General features: G+C 30.3%; 12 protein-coding genes. All 12 read right to left on the bottom strand.

Features of this window, described 5'->3' with window-relative positions:
• Positions 1–3 precede the first annotated feature (3 nt).
• Positions 4–1,074 (bottom strand): glycosyltransferase family 9 protein, encoded by a 1,071-nt coding sequence (locus tag LBD57_RS03840; RefSeq protein ID WP_373470015.1) that lies wholly within the window; start codon positions 1,072–1,074, stop codon positions 4–6.
• Between the two features lie 204 nt (positions 1,075–1,278).
• The gene (gene metK / locus LBD57_RS03835) at positions 1,279–2,442 is read right to left on the bottom strand and encodes a methionine adenosyltransferase (RefSeq protein WP_373470014.1); all 1,164 of its coding nucleotides are present in this window, start codon (positions 2,440–2,442) and stop codon (positions 1,279–1,281) included.
• Between the two features lie 73 nt (positions 2,443–2,515).
• Complete coding sequence (locus tag LBD57_RS03830; protein ID WP_373470013.1) at positions 2,516–3,547, bottom strand: sugar phosphate nucleotidyltransferase; 1,032 nt, start codon at positions 3,545–3,547, stop codon at positions 2,516–2,518.
• A gap of 159 nt (positions 3,548–3,706) precedes the next feature.
• Positions 3,707–4,630: an NAD-dependent epimerase/dehydratase family protein gene (locus tag LBD57_RS03825; protein WP_373470012.1), complete on the bottom strand. Its 924-nt coding sequence runs from the start codon at positions 4,628–4,630 to the stop codon at positions 3,707–3,709.
• Between the two features lie 16 nt (positions 4,631–4,646).
• Positions 4,647–5,840, bottom strand: coding sequence for a glycosyltransferase family 9 protein (locus tag LBD57_RS03820; protein WP_373470011.1), 1,194 nt, complete (start codon positions 5,838–5,840; stop codon positions 4,647–4,649).
• A 3-nt stretch (positions 5,841–5,843) separates the two neighbouring features.
• A complete protein-coding gene (gene recA, locus LBD57_RS03815) occupies positions 5,844–6,914 on the bottom strand; it encodes a recombinase RecA (RefSeq protein WP_373470010.1) in 1,071 nt (356 codons plus the stop codon).
• 67 nt (positions 6,915–6,981) lie between these two features.
• On the bottom strand, positions 6,982–8,283 hold the full coding sequence (locus tag LBD57_RS03810) for a nucleotide sugar dehydrogenase (RefSeq protein ID WP_373470009.1): 1,302 nt from the start codon (positions 8,281–8,283) through the stop codon (positions 6,982–6,984).
• A 90-nt stretch (positions 8,284–8,373) separates the two neighbouring features.
• On the bottom strand, positions 8,374–9,843 hold the full coding sequence (locus LBD57_RS03805; protein WP_373470008.1) for a DUF2779 domain-containing protein: 1,470 nt from the start codon (positions 9,841–9,843) through the stop codon (positions 8,374–8,376).
• 4 nt (positions 9,844–9,847) lie between these two features.
• Entirely contained in the window at positions 9,848–10,717 is an 870-nt protein-coding gene (locus tag LBD57_RS03800; RefSeq protein WP_373470007.1) for a PHP domain-containing protein, read from the bottom strand.
• A gap of 9 nt (positions 10,718–10,726) precedes the next feature.
• Positions 10,727–11,386, bottom strand: a complete 660-nt coding sequence (locus LBD57_RS03795; RefSeq protein ID WP_373470031.1) for a PhoH family protein — start codon at positions 11,384–11,386, stop codon at positions 10,727–10,729.
• The gene (locus LBD57_RS03790; protein WP_373470006.1) at positions 11,368–11,784 is read right to left on the bottom strand and encodes a PIN domain-containing protein; all 417 of its coding nucleotides are present in this window, start codon (positions 11,782–11,784) and stop codon (positions 11,368–11,370) included. The genes LBD57_RS03795 and LBD57_RS03790 overlap by 19 nt, the downstream gene beginning before the upstream one ends.
• A 56-nt stretch (positions 11,785–11,840) precedes the next feature.
• Positions 11,841–11,975: a PIN domain-containing protein gene (locus LBD57_RS03785; RefSeq protein WP_373470005.1), complete on the bottom strand. Its 135-nt coding sequence runs from the start codon at positions 11,973–11,975 to the stop codon at positions 11,841–11,843.
• Between the last annotated feature and the right edge of the window lie 423 nt (positions 11,976–12,398).

The following is a 12,398-nucleotide window of genomic DNA, read 5'->3' as shown; positions in this document are numbered from 1 at the left end:
CCTCTACAAAAGTTTCTTAACTGCATCTAAAATACAGAGATTTGATATATTCTTTATATCACTTTTCAACCCATCTTTAGCATCCACAGATATACTAATAGCATTTTTGTTATTAGGAGCCCAAATTACATTGATTTTTTCAGATACTTTTGAATAATCTAAGTAAAAAGCTACTGTCTTCTTATTAAAAGCAGCTGCTATATGCACTATAGACGTATCAGGAGTAATAACAGCATCTGCATACTTTATTAAACTTGCGCTTTTTAAAACAGAATCTACTCGACAAATAAAAGTTTTATCATTTTTCAAAGTAAGCAAATTATTATTGTTTTTATAGTTTATTATAAAAACACTACAATTTATTTGTTTTTCTAAAATAGAAACTAGAGATTGCAACTTATCAAACGAAAAACTCCTATGTTTGCTTGCAGCAAAAGGATTTAAAACTATATTATATTTAGAATTAGACTTTTTTAGCAGTTCAATAGCTATACTATCTTCTTTGCTGCTAGTAAAAATATCATAATCTAAGTTTGGATTATCAATTCCTAGTATCTTCAAAACGTGTTCATAACGTTTTGAAATATGCTCATTAAAAAAATCTTTATTTATAGACAAATCATAAATATTGTACGAATCTTTATAAAAACCTACCAAAGTACTAACGTTAACAATACGCAAAATAAGTAAGGATATAAAACAATGACCAAATGTGTAAAAATCTATGCCCAAAGAAATGCGCTGTTTCCTTAAACTAACATAAATCGACAAATCTTTTAAAAAGCTATCTCTTGTTGTATAAATTTCGTCAACATTTCTATTATACTTTAAAATTTCTGCATTATTTTTGCCACACAAAACTATGATTTTAATATTAGGATAATATTTTTTTATTTCTCTAAAAATTAGTGTAGAAACTACCATGTCACCAATTTTGTCATCATTCCTAAAAAACAAAATTGATTTAACTTTACCAATGTCAAAAATGTTAGATCTTCTATTTTTTTTATCTAAAAATTTTTTTGCAATACTTTTACGCATTGATTTCAATTTTCTTTTAATATAAAAACTCATTAATTTATATTCCTAATATTAAAAATCTAAGTGCTTTTTTACACTTTTACTAAATAGAATCTTAATACATATCCTCTCTGCGCAATTTTAGATACTCCTGCGTTAAAAAATCTATGAGTATCACACAATAAGTCCTACATTTTTCTTGTTTTGTCAAAAAATTCACTGCAATTATATGCATTAGGAAAGAATACTAATGTTACTTTATTCTCCTACATATTTACGGAGCTCTTCAACTTTATTTAAATTTTCCCAAGTAAATTCTTTTCTTCCAAAATGCCCATAAGCAGCTGTTTTAGCAAAAATAGGTTTACATAGTTGTAAGTATTCTGCAATACCTTTCGGAGTAAGAGGAAAAATTTTTTTAACAATAGACTCTAATTTAAGCCCTGATACTTTACCACTCGCATGCGTATCTACCATAACTGAAACAGGATCTTTTATTCCTATAGCATAAGCAAGCTGTACTGTACATTTTTGTGCAAAACCTGCAGCAACTATATTTTTTGCTATATGCCTTGCCATATAGCAAGCACTTCTGTCAACTTTTGTGGAGTCTTTACCAGAAAACGCACCACCACCATGCGCTGCCATTGCACCATATGTATCTACTATAATTTTTCTTCCAGTAAGACCAGTATCAGCTGCAGGACCACCAATAATAAATTTGCCAGTAGGATTTATGTAAACTTTTGTATTTTTATCAACCAATTTTCCTAAAGTTGGCTCTATTACAGCCTCAAAAATTTCTTTTTTTGATTTTTCTGTTATATGATCACCAGTTTTATTCAAAATCATTTCTGTATGCTGTGTAGACAAAACAACAGCACTTATTCTTTTAGGCTTCCAATTAACATACTCTACAGTAATTTGAGTTTTTCCATCTGGACCTAAATAAGGTAAAACATTTTTTTTTCTTACTTGAGTAAGTCTTATAGAAAGCTTGTGAGCTAAAGTTATAGGAAGAGGCATAAGTTCCGGAGTTTCTTTACAAGCAAAGCCTATCATTAGCCCTTGATCACCTGCACCACCGTCGTCAACACCCATAGCAATATCTGGTGATTGCGTATTTATTGTATCCATTATTGCACAAGTATTATAATCGAATCCAAGCGAAGGCCTATTATACCCTATTTTTTTTATAGCGCTTTTAACAGTTTCTCTCGTATTTATTTTTGCTGCAGTTGTAATTTCACCACCAACAATAATAAGACCTTTAGATATAAAAGTTTCACACGCTACTCTAGCTTTTGGATCTTGTTCCAAAATAGCATCTAAAATAGTATCTGAAACTATATCGCACACTTTATCAGGATGGCCTTCTGTAACAGATTCAGAAGTAAAAAAATACCCGTTTTGATTTGACATAAATATTATACACTCCTAATAAAAAATTTTTAATAACTTCAACTTCGGCATTTATAAGGTCTCTCTAAAAACTCTATACTGTTCTTTCTTCCATTATTATAGAATCAAATAATGTTATTTGGTTCTCAACTAATATATTACTTCCAACAATTGTATTTGTTAGTTTTACATTTTTACCAATTCTTGCATTTTCCCAAACTATAGATTTTTCTATTAAACTATTTTCATCTATTTTGGCATTATTTGATATAACGCTATAAGGTTTTATATGTACGCCATGCTTTATTATAACATTGTCCCCTATATAACAAGGGTTTTCTATTTTAACAGTTTCATCTATCTTAGCAGTACTAGATATATATTTGCCATTTGAACTCTTGAACATATCTAAATCTACTTTAACTTTTCCATCTAAAATATCAAAAATACCTTTTTTATATTCAAAAATGTTTCCAATATCTGTCCAGTATTCATCCATCAAATAACCATATATCTTTTCTCCTTTTTGCATTAAAAGAGTGAACAAATCTTTACCGAAGTCAAAAAATTCATCTTTTGGAATAAAATCAAAGATTTTAGGTTCAAGTATATAAATACCAGTGTTTACTTCATCATTAAACATATCCCCCCATAATGGTTTTTCTACAAAAGATTTAATTTGACCAGTCCTATCTGTTACAGCTATACCATATTCAAACCTTAAATTTATTTTTTTTAAGACTATAGTCACTATTGATTTTTTCCTCTTATGAAATTCTAAAGCTTTTTTAAGGTTAATATCAGTCAACCCGTCTCCTGACATAACAACAAAAGTATCATCAAAAAAAGATTCGTTCTTTTTTATGGCTCCTGCTGTACCTAAAAGTTTTTTCTCGTGAGAAAACTTTAAATTTATACCAATCTCATTATTTTTAAAATAGTCTATTATAACTTCGCTTCTATAATGTACATTTACACAAGCACTATCAAAGCCATATTTTAAAAGATTAGAGAGAGTATAATACAAAGCCGGTCTATCTAAAATAGATACCATTGGTTTAGGTATATCTGTAGTAAGAGGTCTAAGTCTTGTACCAATTCCAGCAGCTAAAACAAAAGCTCTCATTTATTTAAGTCTCCCTTTAATATTTCTCTAAAACCCTAATATAATTGGTGTGAATTTTTGCCAATGCAAAGGACAAAATATAAGGTTTATCGAGGATAAACACAAGTTTTGTAACACAGATGTTCTAAAAGGCACAGTAGGGATATGCGTCAAGAGGTTTTAGAGAGACCCTTTAAAATATTCTAAAGTAATTTTTATTCCTTTATCTAAACTAACATTAGGGACCCACCCTAAAACTTTTTTTGCTTTATTTATATTTAAAAAACTTTTAAATAACTCTCCATCTCTTTTAGGTTTACGTATAGCTTTCTTCTTATATCCGCTAGATTTACTCATAACTTCTACAAGTCTATTAACAGAAGTTGTTTTAGCTGTACCTATATTTACAACTTCATTTTTACCTTTTGTTAAAGACTTAATGTTTGCATCTACTACATCGGAAACATAAACATAATCTCTCATTTGTTTTCCATCGCCAAAAACTACAACATCCTCGTTTTTAAGCATCCTTTGAGAAAATATTGCAACCACGCCTGCTTCCCCATTGGGATCTTTCCTTGGACCAAAAACATTACCATACCTTAAAATCGTATATTCTAGACCATAAATCTCAGAATAAAACTTTATATAGTTTTCCACTGAATTTTTCGCAATTCCGTATGGAGAAAGCGGATTTGGCATTGAATCTTCTTTTGGAGCTACAGATTTACATTCCCCATAAATCGTACCACCCGAGGAAGCGAAAATAATTTTTTTAACCTTTGCTTCTACACACGTACTAAGAACATTAATTGAACCTATAATATTTACATTAACGTCAAAAATAGGATCTACCATGGACTTTCTAACGTCAATTTGCGCAGCATGGTGTATTACAACTTGAGGTTTCTCTTTTTTAAATATTTCTAAAACTTTCTTTTGATCACAAATATCAGACTCGTAAAACTTAGCCTTTTTGTTTACATTTTCAATATTACCTGAAGACAAATTATCCAAAACAACTACTGAATGCTTATTTTCAACTAAAACATCTACAATATTAGAACCTATAAAACCTGCTCCTCCTGTTACAATAATTTTCATGTATCCGCCTTTTAGATTATTTTTGAAAAAACTCTCTTATAACATTTACAACAAAATTTGGTTTAATTGACTGCATACAAATCGGACTCTGAAATCCTCTAACGCAACTTTCATACCATTTATTTATTACAAAACAATCACGACAAGAAGTAGATACAATATTTATATTGTCATCATAACCTACATATTTTGCATTTGAAGGTCCAAAAAGCACAATTACTTTAGTTTTAACAGCCTTAGCAATATGGACACAACCACAATCAGTGTCTACATGCAATGACGAGTACTTAATAACAGAACAAAGCTCATCAAAAGAAGTTTTACCAACTAAGTTAACGTCTACATGATCAATATAAGGACTCGCCAAACCTATTTGAACTATTTTATATTCAGGCAATATATTTTTTATTTCCTTAAACAATTCTATCCAATTTTTTGTTTCCCAAAGATGTGTAGCTGGCTGCATTACGCCAGGAACATACCCCTTATCACCCCATCCATGTTGAAAAGTTATATATTTTACACTTTTACACAAACCAAACTTAGAGATATCTTGTTCTTTAAAATCTAAAGGCAATGAAATCTTTTTAAAATCTTTAACGCCAGCGGTTAACTTAGCTACACTATTAAAATTTAAACCCTCATTTAAAGCTTTTTTTTGAAAAGAGTATTGGCTATTAAAATCAAACAAATTATTATATCGTTTCTTTATATCTTCAAAATCTTTTTTAAATCTTACTAAATCATTAGTTTTTGACGAGTTAATAGTTAAATCGCAAATACCACTTGTAACATTGTCACTAGAAAAATAATCTATTATTATGTCATACTTACTTCTTGAAAAACCTATAAAATATCTGCCAAAAACAAACCTTATATTGCCTACATCAGAAAAAAAACGTCTATATGTTTTACCATATAGATCAATAACAGCCTCTGGAAATATTTCTAAGATATCAAATAAGGCATCCTTTTGCCTTAAACTATCTCCCATACCACCAGAAATTATTATAGCAATATATACCTTCGAAGTTTTATTTCTAGAAGCAAAAAACTTTAAAGAAGTAGGAAAGTTTTTTAATGTGTCTTTTAAACTTCTTCTAAAAGAAATATGTTTTTTCTCCCTTAAAATCTTCTTACTTAAATTAAATATATCTAAATCAGCTTCTTTTAATAATTGTTCATTGTCTCCTCTACAACTTATAATCATTACTTATTTCTCCCTCTTCGAACTCTTAGAAACTTTCTCCTTTACATCGGAATCTTCTAAGTGACTTCCTTTATCTTCCTCTAAACTGAAAGCTTTCTCTCTTATTCTTGTTTCTATTTCATCTGCAATGGTAGGATTCATAGCTAAAAATACTTTAACATTTTCTCTGCCCTGTCCAAGCTTCTCACCTTTATAACTAAAAAAAGCTCCTGCTTTTTCTATTATACCATCATTTACACCCATATCTATTAAATAACCGAACCTATCTACACCCTGACCAAAAATTATTTCAAACTCTGCTTGTTTAAATGGAGCTGCTACTTTATTTTTAACAACTTTTACTCTCACTCTATTCCCTAAAATTTCTTCTCCTTTTTTAACAGACTCAATTCTTCTAATATCAAGTCTTACAGAAGAATAAAATTTCAAAGCAAGTCCTCCAGGTGTTGTTTCTGGACTACCCCACATAACTCCAATTTTTTGCCTTAACTGATTTATAAACACAATAGACGTTTTTGATTTAGAAATATTAGAAGTAAGTTTTCTAAGAGCCTGGCTCATTAATCTAGCTTGAAGACCCACAAAAGAATCTCCCATCTCCCCTTCAATTTCAGCTTTTGGTACAAGAGCCGCTACAGAATCTACAACAATTATGTCTACTGCTCCTGAACGTATAAGTTTATCAGCAATTTCAAGACCTTGCTCACCAGAATCTGGCTGAGATATTAAAAGATTATCTATATCTACACCTATCTTTTTTGCATATTCTGGATCCATTGCATGTTCAGCATCTATATACGCTGCTATTCCTCCAAGTTTTTGGGTTTGCGCTACCATACATAAAGCAAGTGTAGTCTTTCCAGAAGCTTCTGGTCCATAAATTTCAATTATCCTGCCTCTGGGAATACCTCCAATACCTATAGCAATATCTAAAGGAAGTGCGCCAGTAGATATAGAATCCACATTTTCTCTTGCATGCTTTTCTCCAAGCCTCATAATCGCTTCTTTGCCAAAATCTTTTTCAATTTGAGACAAAGCTAAATCTAAGGCTTTAAGCTTTTCATCTTTTGCCATACTCCCTCCGAAGGTATTAAAAACTATAGTTTTTAAAATTTATCTAAACTGCATCAACTTTTATTTTTTATATCCTTATGACTTTACTAGATTTAATGTTCTTAAAAACATTTCTTGTGTCAACAATAACTTTAACATTTTTTAAAATTTTCTTGTAATCAACATCTGAATGATCTGTAACTACTACAACAGCATCAAACTTATTTAAGTTGTTGAGATTGTTTAAAGAACGTAAAGTTTTGCCGCATCCACAATTTTTCATAATAGGTACATGAGGGTCATAATAAAAGACATTTGCCATTTTTTCAAACAATATATTTATAACATCTATGGCTGGCGACTCTCTTTCATCAGCTACATCCTTTTTATAAGCTATACCTAAAATTAAAATTTTAGCATTTTTTAAAACTTTAGATCTTACATTTAGTGCATCTTGTAATTTTGAAACAACATAATCTGGCATTTTAGCGTTTAGATCTCCAGCTAAATCTATAAATCTTGAATAGAAATTCACCGTTTTAAGTTTCCACGATAAATAATGTGGGTCCAATGGTATGCAATGACCACCTATTCCAGGACCAGGATAAAAAGGCATAAATCCAAAGGGTTTTGTTGACGCTGCATCTATAATTTCCCAGACATTAAGTCCTAATTTATCACACATTAAAGTAACTTCATTAACTAAAGCAATATTTACAGACCTAAAAGTATTCTCCAAAAGTTTTACCATTTCTGCAGTCTGGCTTGAAGAAACTTTATAAACTTTTGTAAAAGACGAGTACACGTTTGAGGCAAGTTCAGTACACTTTTCGCATATACCGCCAACAATTTTTGGAGTATTCTTTATATCAAATTTCTTATTTGACGGATCGATCCTTTCTGGACTAAAAGCTAAAAAAAAATCTTTACCCACTTCCAAACCTGTTTCTTCCAGTATTGGAAGAACTAACTCTTCTGTAGTACCAGGATAAGTTGTAGATTCCAATATAACAAGTTGCCCTTTTTTTAAAGTTTCTCTAACATTTTTTGCTGCTTCCAATATATAAGATACATCTGGATCTTTAGCTTTTCTAAGAGGCGTAGGCACACAAATAATTAATACGTCCATCTTTGAAAGATTTCTAAAGTTTGAGTCAGCAGAAATCTTGCCAGATCTAACTAACTCTTTTAAATCGTAAGAACTTACATCATCAATATAAGACTTGCCATTATTTATCATCTTAACTTTAGACTCATCTACTTCAAAACCTGTAACACTAAAACCTTGTTTTGCAAGCTGGCAAGACAAAGGAAGCCCCACATATCCTTGCCCTATAACGCCAACCTTTGCATTATGAGAATTAATTTTTTCAAGTAGATTTTTATACATATAACCTCATTAAATGATTGGGTATCACTAAAACCCAGTTTTGATTTTGATTATATAATTTTTGATATGTTTTGTCATCTTAGGGTCTCTCTAAAAACCCTTATATAATGAATTTTTTGCAACATTAATCAAAAACTGATGTATATAAATCATAGCAGCAGTATCTTTTGCACAATATTTCAACAAGTTCTTTTTTGTTTGCGCTATCTGATCTTTATCGTACATCCCCTTTGCTATAAAAGCAAAAGAAGCAGCAGCATCACCACCATCACCTATTTCCAAATCTGAGTAAGTTTCCTTTGGTATTAATATAGGCAAAACTTTTTTTATTGAACTTCGCCCATGAAAATTTACATCATAATAATTTTTCTTTAAAATTAGCTCTAAGTCCACTATTCGAACAGCTATTTTATTTAAACTTTCCCTTAAGTCTTCAAATAGATCTGCAAGTTTTAGTATAGATATACGTTCTGAATTTGAATAAGTTATAATACTGCCATCTTGCTTTAAAGATTCAATAAGGTGTATTGCAATTTCTCTACGACAATCTTTTGTATGATCTGCAATATACTCATAATGATTTAATATATTCCCTACATTGTCAGCTTTATCTAAAGAAAACTGTGTCAATATCTGAGTATGTGGAGCAACATCTGGATATAATGGCATTATTGTGGTAACAGACTCAAAATCAAGATAATAATAAGGCTGTTTTATATTATTCAGTTCGTCTTTTAAAGTATCAGAGACATAAGTTGTATTTGTTAAAACACTGTTTTTAACTATCTGCTGCATTGGCGTAAGTTCAAAATCATCTGGAACTTTATCAATTGTATCTACTTTAAGTGCTATTAATTCCTCCACAGCAGGGATAGATAATCTTGGTAAATCAAAAATATGATTCTTAACATTTTTACCCATACATACGTCAAAAACCAGGCAATTCTTACATCTTCTTTTTAAATACGGTACGGGCATTTCTTGAGAATTCACGTCTTTTAACATTTGGTCTGAAATAGAAAAGAATTCCATAAGTTTAAGATTCACTTTTTCAGTCAAATCTACTTCTTTAAAAATACTGTCTATTTGCATGTTTAAACGATAATCATTGGACAAATGCAATATACTATATTGAGATACATTAACGTTTGCTTTTGATAAAACCATTGCAGTAAAAGCTATGTCGTTTGTATATTTTTCTTTACATTTGCTGCCTGACTTGACTTCAAACAAATGCCATGAGTTTTTATCAGTTCTTTTTAGTATATCTGCTTTTATATAATATCCTTCTGCCGTAAAAAGAGCATTACAAATCCCATATATTTTACGGTTTGCAATTAAATCTTTCGTTTGTAAAAATACATCTATATCTTCAGATTTGTGAACAACAACAGAATCATTAAAAAGTTGCCATGCTTTTTGGCGAATATTCTTGCTTTCATATATGAGAAAATCATTATTTAAACCTGTAAGTTTTGGTATTTTATTTCTTTTTGTAAGCCAAGCAAGGGTTGGACAATTTAAGTAGTTTATAAAAACTGTTTTATTTATATATTCCATTATATTAATTTAACTTATTTGACCGTTTTTGATTTGCTACTTTTAGGTCATCTAAAACATAATAAGGCACTTTTATTCTACCCATAATGGGAATATCTTTTTTAAATGGTCCATGACAGTCAGATCCACCCGTTACAAGGAGATTAAATTCTTTTGCTAATTCTAAAAATTTCTTCACTAAGCTGTCTGTATGTTTTACATGCCAAACTTCCATTCCAGCAAGACCATTATCAACAAGGTCTTTTAACACAGCTTTATCGTTATAATGCATATGGAAAGGGTGAGCCATAATAGGCAATCCTCCAACACTTAAAATAAGTTCTATTGCTTCTATAGCACTCATGTAATGTTTAGGCACATAGGCGGGTTTATCATATGACAAATATCTTTGAAAGGCCTCCTGAACACTACCAACGAAACCTTCCATAACCAAAGCTTTAGCAAAGTGAAGTCTTCCTATAGATTGATTTTGAGCATTTTGTATAAAAGATTTATCTTTTAAAACAATATTGTGCTCTTTTAATTTATCTAACATTGTCAACGCTCTGTCATAACGCGCTTGTTTGAAAGTCGCCAAAACATTTTGAAGTTTTTGAGATTTATAATCTATAAAATACCCTAAAATATGCATTTCATTTTTTTGCAAGTTAGTCTCGACTTGGCAAGAAAGTTCTATCCCTGGGATAACTTCAATATTACACTTTTTAGCTGCTCTTAAAGCTTCATCAATTCCGTCTACACAATCGTGATCTGTTATGCTTATAGCCAATAAATTCATCTTGTTAGCATACTCAACAACTTCTTTGGGCGAAAAAACACCATCCGAATAATTTGTGTGAATATGCATATCTATAAACTTATTATCTTGATCCATTTATCTTTACTACAATAGCTCTGAAGATAAAGCAGCTAAAGCACTCCTTTCACTTTTCGAAAAAGTTATATGTCCAAAAATTTCTTGACCTTTAAACCTTTCTACTAAATAGCTAAGACCATTAGAAGATACATCAAGGTAAGGATTATCTATTTGATAAGGATCCCCTGTCAAAACTATCTTGGTGCCATTTCCAGCGCGAGAAGTGATTGTCTTAATTTCATGTGGGGTTAAATTTTGAACATCGTCAATAATTATATATTGTTGAGGCAAAGAACGTCCTCTTATATAAGTCAACGAATCAATTTCTATTTGCCCTGCGCTAAAAAGATAATTAATTTTTTCGTCTGTTTTTGAATCAGACTGCCCTTTATCCATAAGGAATTCTAAATTATCATTTATAGCACCCCTCCATGCACCTAACTTTTCTTCTTTTGACCCAGTCAAAAATCCAATATCACGTCCCATAGGAATTATAAGCCTAGCTATATAAAGCTTTCTGAATTGTCTTTCTTCTACAACTTTTTGCAATCCACAAGCAAGAACAAGAATTGTTTTTCCAGCACCAGGCAAACCTATTAGCGTAACAAGTTTAACTTCATTACATAGTAACAATTCTATAGCAAACTTTTGTTCTGTATTTAGTGGCTTTAGTCCCCAAGTATAGATTTTTGATGAAAAATTTGTGACAGCATTTTATCTTCTTTTGAGTACTTCGCTAAAGCACTTTTTGAAGAACCAAACTCATCTTTTAAAACAATAAACTCATTGGGATAAAACTCCTTATCTAAATGTAAACTCCAATCTCTATAAAAATTGTCTATTTTGTCAGCACTAACTTTTATTTCTTTCCAACCTGTATAAAGTTCATCTATTTTTATCTTAAAACTTTCATAGTTTTTAGCTTGCAAACCTAAAATTTTAGATTTAATTCTTAAATTAACGTCTTTTGTTATAAAAATTACATTTTCGCCTTTTTGTTTTAAACTCAGCACTACTTTTAATATTTGATTGTCAGACTTTCGACTTGTAAAATCTGAAGGTAAATCTACATCATGACGATTCATTTCTATCTTGATGACTCCACCATTTTTAATTTTTACACCATCAGATAACTTAGCATTTATCTTAAAAAATCTAGTTTTCTTGATATAAGCCTTGCACTACGACCTCTTTCATTATTTAATTTTTTAAAAGTGTCTAGTTCTTCAATAACAGTTATTGGAACAACAACTTTGTTATCATCAAAAGCAACCATAGCATCTGGACATACAACAAAACATTGGTATCTAAAACAAATGTTTTCATCTTTACCCCTCTTTTTATTTTAGGATATGTTAAACCCCTCACATTATTTATAATCTTTTACAAATAAGTCTATGAATTTGTTTTTTTATACCTAGCACTTCCTTATATTCCTTTTTCACTGTAAGTCTTGGTCTTCTTGGGTTTCCAACCTTATACACTGCTCCAATATTCTCCTGACTTGACCTTTTGGGTTAGCCCGAAAGAAAAAGCAATAATATAAATCTATTTAATACATATTCTCTTCTATTAAAGATTTTATCTTTTCTTTATATCTTAACATAAATAATACTCTAAACATCTTTTTACTATATTATTTTACATAATATACTCTAATTATGTAAAATAATATATACTTGTATAGAGGACAACTCCT

Origin of the sequence: Candidatus Endomicrobiellum cubanum, assembly GCF_031278955.1 — a bacterium.
GTDB lineage: Bacteria > Elusimicrobiota > Endomicrobiia > Endomicrobiales > Endomicrobiaceae > Endomicrobiellum > Endomicrobiellum cubanum.
The sequence above is the reverse complement of the archived record's forward strand: the minus strand, read 5'-3'. Positions and strand labels throughout refer to the sequence as shown.

Coding starts and splice junctions, on each gene's coding strand:
- recA (WP_373470010.1), bottom strand. CDS start 6,914: ATGGCAAAAGATGAAAAGCTTAAAGCCTTAGATTTAGCTTTGTCTCAA.
- LBD57_RS03800 (WP_373470007.1), bottom strand. CDS start 10,717: ATGGATCAAGATAATAAGTTTATAGATATGCATATTCACACAAATTAT.
- LBD57_RS03805 (WP_373470008.1), bottom strand. CDS start 9,843: ATGGAATATATAAATAAAACAGTTTTTATAAACTACTTAAATTGTCCA.
- LBD57_RS03790 (WP_373470006.1), bottom strand. CDS start 11,784: ATGAATCGTCATGATGTAGATTTACCTTCAGATTTTACAAGTCGAAAG.
- LBD57_RS03810 (WP_373470009.1), bottom strand. CDS start 8,283: ATGTATAAAAATCTACTTGAAAAAATTAATTCTCATAATGCAAAGGTT.
- LBD57_RS03840 (WP_373470015.1), bottom strand. CDS start 1,074: ATGAGTTTTTATATTAAAAGAAAATTGAAATCAATGCGTAAAAGTATT.
- LBD57_RS03820 (WP_373470011.1), bottom strand. CDS start 5,840: ATGATTATAAGTTGTAGAGGAGACAATGAACAATTATTAAAAGAAGCT.
- LBD57_RS03830 (WP_373470013.1), bottom strand. CDS start 3,547: ATGAGAGCTTTTGTTTTAGCTGCTGGAATTGGTACAAGACTTAGACCT.
- LBD57_RS03785 (WP_373470005.1), bottom strand. CDS start 11,975: ATGGTTGCTTTTGATGATAACAAAGTTGTTGTTCCAATAACTGTTATT.
- metK (WP_373470014.1), bottom strand. CDS start 2,442: ATGTCAAATCAAAACGGGTATTTTTTTACTTCTGAATCTGTTACAGAA.
- LBD57_RS03825 (WP_373470012.1), bottom strand. CDS start 4,630: ATGAAAATTATTGTAACAGGAGGAGCAGGTTTTATAGGTTCTAATATT.